This is a genomic window from Roseateles sp. GW821-FHT09G09 (assembly GCF_059415965.1).
In genome coordinates this window covers 245,458-260,038 of sequence record NZ_JBWKOG010000006.1, presented here as the reverse complement: position 1 = coordinate 260,038, position 14,581 = coordinate 245,458, and the positions used below count along the sequence as shown (strand labels likewise).

At 69.6% G+C, this 14,581-nt stretch carries 16 protein-coding genes; 6 read left to right on the top strand and 10 right to left on the bottom strand.

Annotated elements, in window-relative coordinates; all coding sequences use genetic code 11:
• Nucleotides 1–109: 109 nt before the first annotated feature.
• The 3 genes from AC07O8_RS17835 to AC07O8_RS17825 form a co-directional block, all read right to left on the bottom strand.
• The gene (locus tag AC07O8_RS17835; protein WP_495049310.1) at nucleotides 110–1,087 is read right to left on the bottom strand and encodes a M15 family metallopeptidase; all 978 of its coding nucleotides are present in this window, start codon (nucleotides 1,085–1,087) and stop codon (nucleotides 110–112) included.
• Nucleotides 1,088–1,288: 201 nt separating this feature from the next.
• The gene (locus AC07O8_RS17830; protein WP_495049309.1) at nucleotides 1,289–2,293 is read right to left on the bottom strand and encodes a threo-3-hydroxy-L-aspartate ammonia-lyase; all 1,005 of its coding nucleotides are present in this window, start codon (nucleotides 2,291–2,293) and stop codon (nucleotides 1,289–1,291) included.
• A 57-nt stretch (nucleotides 2,294–2,350) separates the two neighbouring features.
• A complete protein-coding gene (locus tag AC07O8_RS17825; RefSeq protein ID WP_421033785.1) occupies nucleotides 2,351–2,638 on the bottom strand; it encodes a hypothetical protein in 288 nt (95 codons plus the stop codon).
• Between the two features lie 172 nt (nucleotides 2,639–2,810).
• Here AC07O8_RS17825 and AC07O8_RS17820 point away from each other — a divergent pair, with 172 nt between their 5' ends.
• Nucleotides 2,811–3,341, top strand: a complete 531-nt coding sequence (locus AC07O8_RS17820) for a gamma carbonic anhydrase family protein (protein WP_495049308.1) — start codon at nucleotides 2,811–2,813, stop codon at nucleotides 3,339–3,341.
• A 78-nt stretch (nucleotides 3,342–3,419) separates the two neighbouring features.
• Entirely contained in the window at nucleotides 3,420–4,013 is a 594-nt protein-coding gene (locus tag AC07O8_RS17815; RefSeq protein WP_495049307.1) for an alpha-ketoglutarate-dependent dioxygenase AlkB, read from the top strand.
• A 45-nt stretch (nucleotides 4,014–4,058) separates the two neighbouring features.
• Here AC07O8_RS17815 and AC07O8_RS17810 read toward each other — a convergent pair whose 3' ends face one another.
• The 3 genes from AC07O8_RS17810 to AC07O8_RS17800 all read right to left on the bottom strand — a co-directional run bounded on the left by AC07O8_RS17810 (nucleotide 4,059) and on the right by AC07O8_RS17800 (nucleotide 5,541).
• Nucleotides 4,059–4,436, bottom strand: coding sequence for a DUF1801 domain-containing protein (locus AC07O8_RS17810; RefSeq protein ID WP_495049478.1), 378 nt, complete (start codon nucleotides 4,434–4,436; stop codon nucleotides 4,059–4,061).
• 173 nt (nucleotides 4,437–4,609) lie between these two features.
• Nucleotides 4,610–5,023, bottom strand: coding sequence for a VOC family protein (locus AC07O8_RS17805; protein ID WP_495049306.1), 414 nt, complete (start codon nucleotides 5,021–5,023; stop codon nucleotides 4,610–4,612).
• A gap of 74 nt (nucleotides 5,024–5,097) precedes the next feature.
• Nucleotides 5,098–5,541 carry a helix-turn-helix transcriptional regulator gene (locus AC07O8_RS17800; protein WP_495049305.1) on the bottom strand — a complete coding sequence of 148 codons (444 nt, stop codon included), beginning with the start codon at nucleotides 5,539–5,541 and terminating at the stop codon, nucleotides 5,098–5,100.
• 87 nt (nucleotides 5,542–5,628) lie between these two features.
• Here AC07O8_RS17800 and AC07O8_RS17795 point away from each other — a divergent pair, with 87 nt between their 5' ends.
• The 4 genes from AC07O8_RS17795 to AC07O8_RS17780 all read left to right on the top strand — a co-directional run bounded on the left by AC07O8_RS17795 (nucleotide 5,629) and on the right by AC07O8_RS17780 (nucleotide 10,465).
• Nucleotides 5,629–7,842, top strand: coding sequence for an OsmC domain/YcaO domain-containing protein (locus AC07O8_RS17795; RefSeq protein WP_495049304.1), 2,214 nt, complete (start codon nucleotides 5,629–5,631; stop codon nucleotides 7,840–7,842).
• Nucleotides 7,843–7,986: 144 nt separating this feature from the next.
• Nucleotides 7,987–8,850 carry an alpha/beta hydrolase family protein gene (locus AC07O8_RS17790; RefSeq protein ID WP_495049303.1) on the top strand — a complete coding sequence of 288 codons (864 nt, stop codon included), beginning with the start codon at nucleotides 7,987–7,989 and terminating at the stop codon, nucleotides 8,848–8,850.
• A 17-nt stretch (nucleotides 8,851–8,867) separates the two neighbouring features.
• Nucleotides 8,868–9,608, top strand: a complete 741-nt coding sequence (locus AC07O8_RS17785; RefSeq protein ID WP_495049302.1) for a lipase secretion chaperone — start codon at nucleotides 8,868–8,870, stop codon at nucleotides 9,606–9,608.
• 32 nt (nucleotides 9,609–9,640) lie between these two features.
• A complete protein-coding gene (locus tag AC07O8_RS17780) occupies nucleotides 9,641–10,465 on the top strand; it encodes a helix-turn-helix domain-containing protein (protein WP_495049301.1) in 825 nt (274 codons plus the stop codon).
• A gap of 91 nt (nucleotides 10,466–10,556) precedes the next feature.
• Here the strand turns inward: AC07O8_RS17780 and AC07O8_RS17775 are convergent, their stop codons facing one another.
• From AC07O8_RS17775 to AC07O8_RS17760, 4 genes are all read right to left on the bottom strand, one after another.
• The gene (locus AC07O8_RS17775; protein WP_495049300.1) at nucleotides 10,557–11,354 is read right to left on the bottom strand and encodes an N-acyl homoserine lactonase family protein; all 798 of its coding nucleotides are present in this window, start codon (nucleotides 11,352–11,354) and stop codon (nucleotides 10,557–10,559) included.
• A gap of 87 nt (nucleotides 11,355–11,441) precedes the next feature.
• Nucleotides 11,442–12,947 (bottom strand): sensor histidine kinase, encoded by a 1,506-nt coding sequence (locus AC07O8_RS17770; RefSeq protein WP_495049299.1) that lies wholly within the window; start codon nucleotides 12,945–12,947, stop codon nucleotides 11,442–11,444.
• Nucleotides 12,919–13,602, bottom strand: a complete 684-nt coding sequence (locus AC07O8_RS17765) for a response regulator transcription factor (RefSeq protein WP_495049298.1) — start codon at nucleotides 13,600–13,602, stop codon at nucleotides 12,919–12,921. Before AC07O8_RS17765 ends, AC07O8_RS17770 begins: the two co-directional genes overlap by 29 nt.
• Before the next feature lie 218 nt (nucleotides 13,603–13,820).
• Nucleotides 13,821–14,465 (bottom strand): hypothetical protein, encoded by a 645-nt coding sequence (locus AC07O8_RS17760; protein ID WP_495049297.1) that lies wholly within the window; start codon nucleotides 14,463–14,465, stop codon nucleotides 13,821–13,823.
• Nucleotides 14,466–14,581 lie beyond the last annotated feature (116 nt).

The following is a 14,581-nucleotide window of genomic DNA, read 5'->3' as shown; positions in this document are numbered from 1 at the left end:
CGAGCGGCGCGGAGATTGAAACAACGGGTGTCGCGGCAAGCGTCACCCGATGGGGCCGGAGCCTGCGGTCAGCACCGGCGACCGCAGTCGCCGGCCGGACGGGATCCGCTCAGGTCAGGCGCGGCGCCCACTGCGAGACCAGCGAGCGGCTGGCCTCGAAGTGCATCGCGTCCTCGGTGCGGAACGCGGCGCCCCAGTACCAGCCGTGGCGGTTGAAGATCGGCGCGATCAGCGTCAGGCCGACCTGCACCTTGCTGTCGCCGCGGCGGTCCAGCACGCCGTTGAGGGTCAGGTCGATCGCCGTGCCCCACGAGTGGTTGGAGATGCCGGTGGTCGAGCCGCGGATGTTGCGGCAGCAGAGCATGCCGGCGGTGCCCAGCGCGGCGTAGACGGCGGGCTGCTCCTTGCGGATGTCCTCCATCACGGCGGCCAGGCTCTCGACGGCCAGGTCCAGGCCGGTGGCCCGGAAGGGGCCGACCGACTTCGACACGATGTGCTTCTTGAGCTTCTCGTTGGTCAGCGGCTGGCAGTCCTGCGAGTACGAATGGCGCGGCTGGCCCAGCGCCTGGACCATGTAGGACGAGGACACGGCCACCAGGCCGGGGTTCATCGTGTGCGCGTCGGGACGCGGCACCAGGGTGGTCAGCAGGGCGCGGGCGCTGCCGGCATCGCCGCTGGCCGCGACGTTCTGCGGGGTCGCGGCGGAGGTGCTGCCGGCGCTGGTGGCCGGCGCGGTCGTGGCCGCATGCGCCGGCGTGGCCGAGGCCGCGGGACGCGCCGCGGCGGCAGGACGCGAGGCCGCGGCCGGCGCCACGCGGGCGGCGGGCGTGGCGGCCTGCGTGTTCGCGGCCGGAGCGGCGGCCGTCAGGCGGCGGAAGGTGCCGCCGTTGGGGTCGACGCGACCGTCGGGCTTGCTCATGAAGCCGCGCTGGAAGCGCAGGATGCCGTCGACCGTCAGCGGGCCGCACAGGCCGTCGACGCGGCCCCGGTAGAGATGGCGCGCCGTCAGCAGACGCTGTACGGATTCGACGTCGGCCTTGCGGTTCTTGCCGGCGGCGCCGACGGAGTCGATGAGATGGGCTTGCACGCGAGGATCCCCCTGCTGTCTGAAGTCGGATGGCGATCGCATTCTGGGCATCCGGCCCCAAGCGCGACATTGACCAAGGTCACGCGCACGGCCTCGCGTCCCTCGCAGCTGTGACGGGCGGTAACGCGGAGCGCCCAAAGCGCGCGGACCGTCCAAGCGCCCCGGGGCGCTCATCGCGCCCGGACCGCCTGTCTCGCCCGCTCAGGCCGCCGAGGCCGTGCCGACCAGTTCGCAGAAGCGCGCCATGTCGACGTTGCCGCCGCTGATCACGATGCCGACGCGCTGGCCCTTCAACTGATCCTTCATCGCCTTCGCGGCGGCGAACCCCAGGCAGCCGGTGGGCTCGACCAGCATCTTCATCCGCGACGCGAAGAAGCCCATGGCGTCGACCAGTTCCGCGTCCGTGGCGGTGAGGACATCGTCGACATGCTGGCGGATCAGTGCGAAGGTGATATCGCCGAGGTGCGGCGTCTGCGCGCCGTCGGCAATGGTGCGGGGCGTCTCGATGGTGACGATGCGGCCGCTGCGGAAGGACTGCTGACCGTCGTTGCCTGCCTCCGGCTCGACGCCGTACAGCTTTGCCTTGGGCGAGAGCGCGCGGGTCGACAGCGCGGTGCCCGACAGCAGACCGCCGCCGCCCAGCGGCGCGAAGACGGCATCGAGCGGGCCGACCTCGTCGAACAGCTCCTTCGCCGCGGTGCCCTGCCCGGTCAGCACGTCGGGATGGTCGAACGGCGGGATGAGGGTCAGGCCGTGCTTGCCGGCCAGATCGCGGCCGATCTGCTGGCGGTCCTCGGTGTAGCGGTCGTAGAGGACGACCTGGCCGCCGTAGCCGCGTGTGGCGGCGATCTTCGCGGCGGGCGCGTCCTTGGGCATCACGATGGTCGCCGGCATGCCGAGGAGGCGCGCCGACAGCGCGATCGCCTGCGCGTGGTTGCCCGACGAGAACGCGACCACGCCGAAGCGGCGCTGTTCCGGCGTGAAGCGCGACAGCGCGTTGAACGCGCCGCGGAATTTGAAGGCGCCCATGCGCTGGAAGTTCTCGCACTTGAAGAAGACCTGCGCGCCGAACAGCTCGTCGACGGTGCGCGAGCTCAGCACCGGCGTGCGATGCGCCTGGCCGTCGATGCGGCGGGCGGCGGCCTCGACGTCGGCGTAGGTCGGAAGGGCCACGGGCGTGGCGGCGATGGGGGACGTGGCGCTCATCTCTGCTCCGGAACGAAAGGCCGGACCATCATGCCGCAGCGCTGTATCGCAACAGCGTCAGGCCTGCCATACACCGTAGCCCGCCTCGCGCAGACCGATGGCGAGCTCGACCTCCATCTCCCGCGCGGCCTCGTAGGGCATCGGGTTGTAGACCTCGTACAGCTGCGGCAGCAGGCGCAGGCCGTAATCGAAGACGTAGCGGTTGGACTGGATGCCGGCCTTGTGCTTGTCGAAGCGCAGGTCGGGATCCAGCCCCGTCATGCCGACGTACACGAAGGGCATGCCGAGGCGGTAGTCCGGATTTGCCTTGCGGAAGCGCGGCTCGTTCCAGACCTGGTCGGCCAGCTCGACGACGTAGACGTAGTGGTGATGGCGCTTCTCGCGCGGGGCCTTGACGGCGGGCTTCTCGGCCGATGTCGCTGCGGGCTTCGTCGCGCGTTTGGCAGCAGGCTTCGCGGCGGTCTTCTTCGACGCCGCGACAATGGTCTTCTTCTTCCGCTGCCCGCCCTCGCCCGCCATGCCGCTGTCCCCTTACCTAGATACTGCCCCGGTGCTCGCCGAGCGCGTCTTCGTCCATGAATCCGCCCAGGTGATCGGTGACGTCACCCTCGGCCCGGACAGCTCGGTCTGGTGCAACGCGGTGCTGCGGGGCGACGTGAACCGCATTGTGATCGGCGCCGGCACCAACGTGCAGGACCTGACGATGGGGCACGTCTCGCACAAAAACCCGAAGAAGCCGGAAGGCTCGCCGCTGATCATCGGCGACCACGTGACGGTCGGTCACTCCGTCATCCTGCACGGCTGCCGCATCGGCAACGAATGCCTCATTGGCATGGGCAGCATCGTGATGGACGACGTCGTCATCGAGGACCGCGTGATGCTGGGCGCCGGCAGCCTGGTGTCGCCGGGCAAGGTGCTCCAGAGCGGCCACCTCTACATCGGCCGGCCCGCGATGCCCGTGCGCGAACTGACCACCGACGAGATCGCCTACCTGAAGTACTCCGCCGAGCATTACATCCGGGTGAAGGACAACTACCTGCGCGGCTGAACCGATCCCTCGCGATCGCCCGCGCTGACTCGCACTGCCTCGCGCTGTCTCGCGCTGTCTCGCGGCCAGCCTCACGTCATGGACCAATCCAAGCTCTTCGACGACCTCGACCCGCCCTCCGACGCGCTGCCTGACGGCATGGCGTATCGCTCAGGCTTCCTGTCGTCGGACGAGGAAGTCGTGCTGATCGCGCTGATCCGCTCGCTGCCGCTGGAGGCCGCGCAGTACAAGGAGTACACCGCGCGGCGCCGCGTCGTCAGCTATGGCGGCAGCTTCGACTACGACACCAACCGGATTCGCCCGGCGCAGGCGCTCATCGAGGAGTTGGAGCCGCTGCGGCAACGTGTCGCGGAATGGGCGGGCATGGCGCCGGAAGCGCTCGTGCATGCGCTGGTGGCCGAGTACTCGCCCGGCACGCCGCTGGGTTGGCATCGCGACGTGCCCGACTTCGAAGAGGTCTTCGGCGTTTCGCTCGGCGCGTCCGCGACTCTGCGCTTCCGGCCGTACCCGCCCAATGCCCCCAAGCGCGCCGACGTCATCAAGGTGAGCGTCGAGCCACGATCGATCTACGCGCTGCGAGGACCGTCGCGATGGGCGTGGCAGCACAGCGTCGCACCGGTCGAACGGCTGCGCTGGTCGATCACGTTCCGGACCGCGCGCCGGGACCGGTAGGCGCACCGGGCAAGAGGACCGCGCAAGAACACCAGGACGGGCGACTCAAGCCGCCGGCTTGGCCTTCTTCGGCTTGGCCGCCGCGTCGTTCAGCGCCGCGGCCGCCTTGAACAGCGCCTTCAGCGCGGTCTCATCGATCTTCTCGCCCTTGCGGATGTCGATGGCGCGGCGCGCGTTGCCGTCCAGACTCGAGTTGAAGAGCTTGCCCGGATCCGCCAGCTTCGCGCCCTTCGCGAAGGTCATCTTCACGACCTCCTTGTAGGTCTCGCCGGTGCAGATCTGGCCGTTGTGCTCGAACACCGGCGTGCCGCGCCACTTCCACGTCTCCTCGACGCCCGGCACCGCCTCCTTCATCAGCTTGCGCAGCCGCGCGAGCAGTTCGCCGCGCCAATCCCCCAGCTCCGCGATGCGGGCATCGATCATCTTGGAAGCATCCACGCCGGGGACGATGTCGTCGCTCGGCGCGGCGTTCCTGAACGTGCTCTTGGCGACAGGCTTGACCGCCTTCTTCGCCACGTACTTCTCGGCGTGCCTGGCGGCGCCGGTCAGCGGCTTCTTCTTCGGATCGGTGGTGCTGGGCATGCGAGTCTCCGGGGTCAGGTCTTGAGCTGCTGGATACGGATCATGTTGCCCGCCGGGTCGCGCACGCCGAAGTCCCGCACGCCGTAGGGCTGGTCGGTGGGCTCCTGCACGATCTCCGCATCCCGCGACTGCAGGCGCTCGAAGGTGGCGTCCAGATCCTTGGCGCCGAGCAGCAGCATCGCGTAGGTGCCCTTGGCCATCATCTCGGCGATGGTGCGCTTCTCCTCGTCGGTGAGGCCGGGCGTGGCGTTCGGCGGGAACAGGACGATGGAGGTGTCCGGCTTGCCCTTGGGCCCGATCGTGATCCAGCGGTTGCCGCCGAAGGCGACGTCCTTGCGGATCTCGAAGTCCAGCCCGTCGCGGTAGAAGGCCAGCGACGCCTCGGCGTCCGTGTGCGGCAGGAAGGTCGAGTGGATGGTGATGTCCATGCTTGTCTCCAGGTGGGTGATGTCAGAAGGATCGGCGGCCGTCGCCGCCGGGGTCCGGACCCTTGGAACGCAGTCTAGGGGGACGTCTTTTCCGGCGCTTCTCGATTCCTGATCGGACGCGTCACCTGCTTGGCGACGCAGGACGGCAGGCCCTCGGCCTCGGCCGCCGAGTCGCGGCGGTAGAGGCTGGGCGACATGCCGACCAGTTCGGTGAACCGGGTGCTGAAGGTGCCCAGCGAGGCGCAGCCGACCTCGAAGCAGACCTCGGTGACGCTGAGGTCGCCGCGGCGCAGCAGCGCCATCGCGCGCTCGATGCGGCGCGTCATCAGGTAGGCGTAGACGGACTCGCCGTAGGCCAGCCGGAACTGGCGGCTCAGGTGCCCGGCCGACATGCCGATGCCCGACGCGAGCGCCTCCACGTCCAGCGGCTGGGCGTACTCGCGGTCGATGCGGTCGCGCACGCGCCGCAGGCGCGCGAGGTCGCGCAAGCGGGTGCCGGAGGTCTCGGGCGCTGTCATCCGCACATCCTATCCGCCGGACCCGTCTCGCCCGGGTCGCGAAGGTCGCCGCCGATAATGCTGGATAACCCGCAGAAGAGTCATCGCATGGAAATCAAGGTCAACTTTCTCGACAAGCTTCGTCTCGAAGCCAAGTTCGATGATTTCACGGTCATCGCCGACCAGCCCATCCGCTACAAGGGCGACGGCTCGGCGCCGGGGCCGTTCGACTATTTCCTGGCCTCCTCGGCCCTGTGCGCGGCCTACTTCGTCAAGCTGTACTGCGTCACCCGCGACATCCCGACCGAGAACATCCGCCTCTCCCAGAACAACATCGTCGACCCGGAAAACCGCTACCAGCAGATCTTCAAGATCCAGGTCGAGCTGCCGGCCGACATCTCCGAGAAGGACCGCCTGGGCATCCTGCGCTCCATCGACCGCTGCACGGTCAAGAAGGTGGTGCAGGCCGGACCGGCGTTCATCATCGAGGAGGTCGAGAACCTCGATGCCGACGCGCAGGCCCTGCTGACGCTGAATCCGGACGCGGCGGCCGCGACCTTCATCCCGGGGAAGGATCTGCCGCTGGAGCAGACCATCGCCAACATGACGAAGATCCTGGCGGACCTCGGCATCAAGATCGAGATCGCCTCCTGGCGCAACCTCGTGCCCAACGTGTGGTCGCTGCACATCCGCGACGCGCACTCGCCGATGTGCTTCACCAACGGCAAGGGCGCGACGAAGGAAAGCGCCCTGGCCTCGGCCCTCGGCGAATACATCGAGCGCCTGAACAACAACCACTTCTACGCGGGCGTGTTCTGGGGCGAGGACCTCGCCAACGCCGCCTTCGTGCATTACCCCGACGAGCGCTGGTTCAAGCCCGGTCCTGACGATGCCATCCCGGAGGGGTTGCTCGACGAGCGCTGCCTCGCCTGGTACGACCCCGACGGCGAGCTGCGCGCCTCGCACCTGATCGACACCAACTCCGGCAACGTGGCGCGCGGCATCTGCGCGCTGCCGTATGTGCGGCGGTCCGACGGCGAGGTGGTCTGGTTCCCGTCCAACCTCGTCGAGAACCTGTACGTCAGCAACGGCATGAGCGCCGGCAACACGCTGGCCGAGGCGCAGGTGCAATGCCTGTCCGAGATCTTCGAACGCGCGGTCAAGCGCGACATCCTGGAAGGCGAGATCGCCCTCCCCGACGTGCCGCAGGCCGTGCTGGACAAGTACCCGGGCATCGTGGCGGGCATCCGCAGCCTGGAGGAACAAGGCTTCCCGGTGCTGGTGAAGGACGCGTCGCTGGGCGGCGTCTACCCGGTGATGTGCGTGACGCTGATGAATCCGCGGACCGGCGGCGTGTTCGCTTCCTTCGGCGCGCATCCCAGCCTGCAGGTCGCGCTGGAGCGCAGCCTGACGGAACTGCTGCAGGGCCGCAGCTTCGACGGCCTGAACGACCTGCCCCGGCCGACCTTCGCCAGCAACGCCGTCACCGAGCCCAACAACTTCGTCGAGCATTTCATCGATTCCAGCGGCATCGTGTCGTGGCGCTTCTTCAGCCCCAAGGCCGATCACGACTTCGTCGAATGGGACTTCTCCGGCCAGGGCGCCGATTCGAACGCCGAGGAAGCCGCCACGCTGTTCGGCATCCTCGAGGGCATGGGCAAGGAGTCCTACATGGCCGTGTACGACCAGCTGGGCGCGACGGCCTGCCGCATCCTGGTGCCGGACTACTCGGAGATCTATCCGGTCGAGGACCTGATTTGGGACAACACCAACCAGGCCCTTGCGTTCCGCGCGGATATCCTCAACCTGCATCGGCTGGACGATGAGCAGCTGGAGGCGCTGCTGGAGCGCCTCGAAGACAGCGAGCTCGACGACTACACCGACATCGCCACGCTCATCGGCATCGACTTCGACGAGAACACGGTGTGGGGTCAGTTGACCCTCCAGGAACTGAAGCTGCTGATCCATCTCGCGTTGGGGCAGCTCGAGGAGGCGCAGGAACTGGTCGGGGCCTTCCTTCAATACAACGAGAACACCGTCGATCGCGGCCTGTTCTATCAGGCCGTGAACGTGGTGCTGGAGGTGCTGCTGGACGACGAGCTGGACCTGGACGACTACGTCGTCAATTTCCGTCGGATGTTCGGCGACGCGCGCATGGACGCCGTGCTCGGATCCGTGGACGGCAGCGTGCGCTTCCACGGCCTGACGCCGACGAGCATGAAGCTGGAAGGCCTCGACCGGCACCACCGCCTGATCGACAGCTACCGCAAGCTGCACGTGGCACGGGCCGCCGCCGCGGCCCGCAACGGCAAGCGGGGCTGAACCGCGTCGTCCGTCGCGGGTTTTCCCTGAAGCATCCTAGGGGGTGCTTCCCCCGGATGCGTACAAGGCACTCCGACGGTGCGCTTCCTAGACTGGGCCGGCCCGGTGCATCTCGCGCCGGGCCACCTCATCAAGGGAGACACCATGACTCAGACAGCTTCGCCGCGGACCGCCCTGCGGGCCGCCGCCCTGTGCGTCGCCTTCGCCAGCTTCGCCGCGGGCAGCGCCTCGGCGCAGATCGGCCCGGATCCCACCTCCGCCAGCCTCAACGCCACCGCCGGATCGTTCGCGGTCGCGACCAGCAACGTGACGCTCGCGCGCGGCTTCGGCGGCGGCACCATCTACTACCCCACGACCGCCGGGCGCTACGGCGTGGTGGCGATCAGCCCCGGCTTCACCGCCACGGAATCCAGCATCGCCTGGCTGGGTCGCCGCCTGGCCACGCACGGCCTGGTGGTGATCACGATGAACACCAACACCACGCTGGACCAGCCCGCCAGCCGCGCCACGCAGTTGATGGCGGCGCTCAACCACGTGGTCAACAGCGCCAGCAGCACCGTCAGGAGCCGCGTGGACAGCACCCGGCTGGCCGTGGCCGGGCATTCGATGGGCGGCGGCGGCGCGCTGATCGCGGCCGAGGACAACCCGACGCTGAAGGCCGCGCTGCCGCTGACGCCGTGGAACCTCAGCACCAGTTTCACCCAGGTGCGGGTGCCGACGCTCATCGTCGGCTCGGACGGCGACACGGTGGCCCCGGTCGCCGCGCATGCGCGGCCCTTCTACGCCAGCCTGCCGGCCACGACCTTCAAGGCCTATGCGGAGCTCAACGCCGCCACCCACTTCACGCCCAACAGCACCAACACGCCGATCGGCCGCTACGGCGTGACCTGGATGAAGCGCTTCGTGGACGCGGACACGCGCTACTCGCCCTTCCTGTGCGGCGCGCCGCACACGGCCTATGCGACCGCGCTGGTCTTCGACCGCTACAGCCAGAACTGCCCGTACTGAGCACGAGGGAGGACGCCATGTCGCACCTGTCCGATCGCCCACGGGGCCGGCGCATCGCGCTGGCCCTCGCCACCGGCCTGGGCGCCGTGGCCCTCCTCGTCTGGCTGGCCGCCGGGGCTCTCGCCCCGGCGGTCGCCGAGGAGCCGACAACCGCCTTCCCCTGGTCGCGCTCGTCCGCCGCTTCCGAGCCGGTCGACACGCCGACGGCCGTGACGCAAATGGAGCGGATGACACGGGCCCCGGTCGACGCGGGCTCCGATGTCCCGCCGGCCGTGGCGGTGCCAGGTCTTGAGGGCAAGTCGCCACGCGTGTTCCGCACCGATGCACGGGGGCGGCTCGTCGTCGACCAGCCGATGCGCCTGCGCGCCGAAGCGCTGCTGGCGCTCAACGAGGGCGCGGCCTTGGCCGCGCGCATGGACGAGGAGTTGTCCGGCCTGCCGGCGCCCGCAGCCGCGCGCGCCCGCGAACTGGTGACGCAGTTCGAGGCCTACCAGACTGCCCAGGCGGCCGCGTTCCCGCCGGGTCAGGCGCTCCTGGTGCCCGAGGAGGGACTGGCGCAGTTGAAGACGATGCAGGCGCTGCGAGCCGCCCACTTCGGCGCGGAAGCGGCGCAGCAGATGTTCGCGCAGGACGACGCCGTCGCGCGGCGCATCCTGGAGCTGATGCGCGAGGACACCTCCACCGCGCGCAGCATGGAGGAGAAGGCCATGCGCGCGCAGGTCCGCTATGACCAGGAGCGCGGCGCGGTCCCGCCTTGACGCGGCGGCGAGACTGGACGCAGCATGTCCCCATGACGTCTGGCAACTTCGTCGGGCCTCGCCTGGGCCTGTTGGGCGACAGCTTCATCTATGCGAGCGGCGCCGTGCGCTCGCAGGTGCGGCGGCACTCGGTGACGCTGGCCTGCGCGCTGACGCCGCGACCGCTGAGCGTCAGCGTCGGCGGCCAGCAGTGGCAAGGCCGCCTGGTGGCGGTGCGTCCGTTCGCGGCGCGCGCGCTCGACTCCGGCGGAGCACCGGTGGTGCTGATCGACCTCGAGCCGACCCACCCGCGCTACAACACCTTCAGCCGCTGGCCGGACCGCGCACCGGTGCGCGTGCTGGACGCGCAGCACTTCGCGGGCCTGCTGGACTGCGCCGCCGCCTTCGCGCGCGACGCGCTGAGCGGCCGGCGGCTGCGGGCCTCGGTGCAGATGCTGGTGGGCAGCGTGGCCGACAGCGTCGCGCCGCATCGGCCGCTGGATCCGCGCGTGGCGCAGATGATGGCGGGTCTGCGGCTGGACCCCGCGCAGGATCTGGCGGCGCTCGGCGCGCCGCTCGGGATGTCCGCCGCGCAGGCGTCGCGCGGCTTCCTGCGATCGCTGGGCATCTCGGCGCGGCAATACGCGCTGGCCGTGAAGATCCAGCGCGCGGCGATGTTCTTCGGCAGCGGACGCGCCCTGACCGCCATTGCGCAGGCATCGGGATTCACCGACTCCGCCCATCTGGCCAAGGTGTGGATGCGGTGTTACGGCGACTGCCCGTCGCGCTACTTCGCGCAACATGGCAGCACCCACGACGGCCGCGTGGACCACGCGTGGCGGCAGCGGGTCAGCCTGCAAGGGGCGACCGGGCCCTGAGCCCTGAGCCCTGGTCCTTGATCCCTGACCTGGGACGCGGCGGCAACCGGCGGCGCCAGTTGTCGACTGGCCGCCGTCGCGCCCTGCGCGTCTACTTCGCCGCGGCGGGGAAGGCCGGCAGCTTGCCGATGTCGCGCGGGTCGTGCTGGATGATGACCGTGGCCTTGAGGTTCTTCTCGATCTGCTTGACGCGCTGGATCGAGGCGAGCGTCTGCGCGCGGTCGTCGTTGAAGCCGGGCACGCCGTCGTGCTCGTAGTTCTCGTGGAAGTGGACGGAATCGCCGCTGAGGATCACCGGCCCCATCTCCTTGAGGCGGACCAGCAGGATGCTGTGTCCGGGCGTGTGGCCCGGCGCGCGCAGGACCATGACGGTGCCGTCGCCGAAGACGTCCTTGTCCGCGCTGAGCGGCTCGACCTTGCGCTTTTCGGCGATCCACTCGGCGAAGCCCTTCGCGTTCGCGCCGGCCATCGGCGGCGTCGCGTTGATGGCTTCCCAATCGGCCTTGCCGATCAGCAGCGTCGCGTTCTTGAACAGGCTCACCTGGCCGGTGTGATCGGCGTGGAAGTGGCTGATGCCGACGAACTTCACGTCCGCGGGATCGATCTTGATCTGCTTGAGCAGATCGCCCAGCGGCTTGTTGGTCGCGTTGGGCGCGGAGCCCGGCAGGTAGCCCGTGTCCCAGACCATCACGTCCGAGCCGTGCCGGATCACGTAGCAGCTGAAGGTGAAGGGCTTGGACGTCTCGGTGTAGGCGAAGGTGTCGCTGAAGCGCCGAGGGTCGTTGGTCCCGTTGCCGCAATCGAGCCGCGTCAACGTGACCTCCTGGGCCGCCGCCGACAACGAGAACAGTGCGCCCGCGGTGAGCGCCATCCAGAAGCGTGAGGTCATGTCGTCTCCTTGATCGCGGGGATGATAGCGATGAACCCGAGATCGGGCACGAAGCCGCAGGACGTTTCAGCTCGCCGCCGATCTCCGTCAGAACAACGCGCGCCGCACCGCCTGCGAATAGCCGGTTTGAATGGCGGCACCGGACAGCGAGGTGGACCTCGCCGGCGTTGCCTCGCGACCCTGCATCACGGACGGCGCCTCACGGTCCGGACCGGCCTCTGTCGCCACCGCCATCTCGCACCGCAGCTCCAACCCCGGCCCCGGCACCCGCCGATGCGCGCTCAAGCGCCAGCCGTGCGCCGACGCGATCTCCGTGCAGATGGCCAGCCCCAGCCCAGCGCCCTGCTCCCGCCGGTCGGCGCCGCGCCAGAAGCGCTCGAAGATGCGCGGCAGGTCCTGCTCGGCCACGCCCTTGCCCTGGTCCGCGACCGTGAAGCCGTCCGGGTCCGCCATCAGCGTGACCACGCCCTCCCGCGGACTGTGCTGGATCGCGTTCTCCAGCAGGTTCTTCAGCAGCGTGAACAGCGCGCCACGGTCCGCGCGCCAGGACCGGAGCGACGGGCTCACGTGCAGGCCGAGGGTCACGTCGTGCCTCGCGGCCACGCGCTCCATGAACTCGAAGACCTCGCGCAGCGCCGGCGTCGGACCGATCGCCTCGACGCGGTAGTTGCGCTGCTCGCTGGCCTCCGCCAGCAGGAGCAACTGCTGCACCTGCCGCGCGACGCGATCGACGTCCTCCAGCACCTGGTCGCGCCACGGGCCGGCCTCCGCCAGCTCCACCTGCGCGCGGATCAGCGCCAGCGGCGTCTTCAGCTCATGCGCGGCATTCGACAGGAACTCCTGCTGCGTCTTGAAGCCGCCCTGCAGGCGATCCAGCGCCGCGTTGAACGCCTCGACCAGCGGCCGCAACTCGCGCGGCTGGTCCACGGTGGGCAGGCGCTCGGCCAGCGTCCGCGGCGCGATGCGGCGCGCGGCGCCCGACGCTGCGCGCACCGGCAGCAAGGCCTGCCGCAGCGCCATGTGGATCGTGACCAGGAAGATGAGCACGAAGGTCGCGCCCAGCGCGATCACGCCCTGCCGGAAGACGTCGAAGCCGATCGACTCCCGCATCTTCAGCACCATGCGGTCGGTGACGGCGAACTGCACGTACCAGCGCCGCCCGGCGTGATCGAACGGCACGGTCGCGCCATGCATCGAGATGCCGTTGCGGCGGAAGACGAAGGAATGGCGGTGCGCCTCGAAGGCCCTGCCGTCCGGCGCGATCGTGCTCTTGACGCCATCCGACGAATACGCGACGTGCCCTTCCTTGTCGGCCACGCGCAGCATGACCTCGCTGCGCAGGCTGTCGAACATCCAGGGCTCGATCGTCTTCTCGTCGATGCCGACCGGCCACCCCTGGGCATCGAAGCGCAGATGCCGCGCCAGCGAGGCGCCGTTGTCCTCGATCTGGTCGCGCAGCACCCAGCGCGTGAAGGGCTCCCACAGCACCATGGAGGCCACGCCCACCACCACGCCGCTGAGCACCATGCTCGCACCGAGCACCGCCAGCACGCGGTTGCGCAAGCTATTCGGCCACCGCATCTTGAAGCGCATACCCGTGATTCCTGAGATTGACGATGCGCAGCACCGAGCCCAGCGAGCTCAGCTTCTTGCGCAGGCGATGCAAGGCGACGTCGAGCGCATTCGGCGTCACCGCCTCGGACAGGCCCCACGCCGCCGCCTCCAGCGCCGCGCGCCGGACCGTGCGCCCCTGCTGCTGCACCAGCACGATCGCGATCTGCAACTCCGCCGGCGCCAGCGCCACCGAGACCTCGCCGCGCACCAGCAACGCCTCCTCGATCACGATCTCGATGTCGCCGAAGACGGCCCGCGGCGGCCGGACCGCCACCGACCGGCGCATCAGCGCCCGCACGCGCGCCACGAGCTCCTCCATCGGGAAAGGCTTGGCCAGGTAGTCGTCGGCGCCGGACTCGAGCCCGTCGATCCGGTCATGCAGCGCGTCGCGCGCCGTGAGCATCAGGCACGGCGTGCCTTGATGCGCGGCACGCAGGCGCTTGACCAGCGAGAGGCCGTCGCCGTCCGGCAGGCCCCGGTCGATGACCAGCGCCGCGTAGCCGACGTCGCGATGGGCGACCCAGGCGGCCTCCATCGCATGGAAGACGTCGGTCGGGATGCCGGCGGCCTGCAGGGCCTGACGGATCAGGCCGGCGAGCCGGACGTGGTCCTCGACCAGGGCGATTCGATTCATGGGCGGAGGGAGGGCGGAAGCGCTGATGTTAAGGGCGCATCCTCCGCCCCGGCGACTTACCCGGGGCTTACCGGGCGAGCAAGCGCTCAAGGCCACAAGCGCCCGGGCCTGCAGGCGCCCGGGTACGGCCCGACCCGCCTCACGCGACTCACGCCGACTCACGCCGACTGACGCCGACTCACGCCGACTGACGCCGTCTCACGCCGACTCACGCGGCGTCACGCCGCGTCGCTGGCGATGGGCTCGTGGTACTGCACCACCGCCACGCCCTCGCGGATCGCCTGCTCGTACACGCCGAGCATGCCCAGCGCCTCGCGCAGGTCGTCGCGGATCGCGGCGGTGGCGACGACCGCCTCGTCGTCGTTGCACAGAGCGCCCTCCTCCTCGTCGTCGCGCTTGAGGCGGCAGACGAGCTCGGCGATGACCGCCGCATGCTCGATGCGCTCGCGCAGCGTCTTCATCGCCAGCCCGACGGTGATGTCGCGCCGCGGCACGAAGTACTCGACGCTGCCCGGCGCGAAGCGGCTCAGCGACGGGTACATGCGCGACTGGTAGAGGAAGGCTTCGAACTCCTCGCCGTTCAGGCGCAGCAGCGGACGGAGCTCCATCAGACGTCGCTGCATGAACAGCGTCCGGGGAGGACGCGGCGCCGGGGCGGCGGCCGTCGCGCCGGACGCCGGCGGCGGCACCGGCGGCGCGCCGCTGCCGGTGCCCTCGTCGAGGGCCAGCGCGGCAAGATCGGCGCCGGGTTCGTCGTCGAGCTCGTCGTCGAGGCTGGGATGGAAGCTCGCCGGACCGCGGAAACGGGCCGGGGCGGCGGAGGAACCGGACGTGCCGGCTTGCGGGAAGGACATCGAGGACATGGACAACTCCAGTCAGATCGGATCAATTCATCAACATCACCTTCATCGGGATGACATGGACCGCGCCAGGCGACGCGGGAGAGCGATCTTCCTCGCGACACCCGCAAGACTTGGCA

Coding starts and splice junctions, on each gene's coding strand:
- AC07O8_RS17830 (WP_495049309.1), bottom strand. CDS start 2,293: ATGAGCGCCACGTCCCCCATCGCCGCCACGCCCGTGGCCCTTCCGACC.
- AC07O8_RS17820 (WP_495049308.1), top strand. CDS start 2,811: ATGCCGCTGTCCCCTTACCTAGATACTGCCCCGGTGCTCGCCGAGCGC.
- AC07O8_RS17815 (WP_495049307.1), top strand. CDS start 3,420: ATGGACCAATCCAAGCTCTTCGACGACCTCGACCCGCCCTCCGACGCG.
- AC07O8_RS17810 (WP_495049478.1), bottom strand. CDS start 4,436: ATGATCGATGCCCGCATCGCGGAGCTGGGGGATTGGCGCGGCGAACTG.
- AC07O8_RS17805 (WP_495049306.1), bottom strand. CDS start 5,023: ATGGACATCACCATCCACTCGACCTTCCTGCCGCACACGGACGCCGAG.
- AC07O8_RS17800 (WP_495049305.1), bottom strand. CDS start 5,541: ATGACAGCGCCCGAGACCTCCGGCACCCGCTTGCGCGACCTCGCGCGC.
- AC07O8_RS17795 (WP_495049304.1), top strand. CDS start 5,629: ATGGAAATCAAGGTCAACTTTCTCGACAAGCTTCGTCTCGAAGCCAAG.
- AC07O8_RS17790 (WP_495049303.1), top strand. CDS start 7,987: ATGACTCAGACAGCTTCGCCGCGGACCGCCCTGCGGGCCGCCGCCCTG.
- AC07O8_RS17785 (WP_495049302.1), top strand. CDS start 8,868: ATGTCGCACCTGTCCGATCGCCCACGGGGCCGGCGCATCGCGCTGGCC.
- AC07O8_RS17780 (WP_495049301.1), top strand. CDS start 9,641: ATGACGTCTGGCAACTTCGTCGGGCCTCGCCTGGGCCTGTTGGGCGAC.
- AC07O8_RS17775 (WP_495049300.1), bottom strand. CDS start 11,354: ATGACCTCACGCTTCTGGATGGCGCTCACCGCGGGCGCACTGTTCTCG.
- AC07O8_RS17770 (WP_495049299.1), bottom strand. CDS start 12,947: ATGCGCTTCAAGATGCGGTGGCCGAATAGCTTGCGCAACCGCGTGCTG.
- AC07O8_RS17765 (WP_495049298.1), bottom strand. CDS start 13,602: ATGAATCGAATCGCCCTGGTCGAGGACCACGTCCGGCTCGCCGGCCTG.
- AC07O8_RS17760 (WP_495049297.1), bottom strand. CDS start 14,465: ATGTCCTCGATGTCCTTCCCGCAAGCCGGCACGTCCGGTTCCTCCGCC.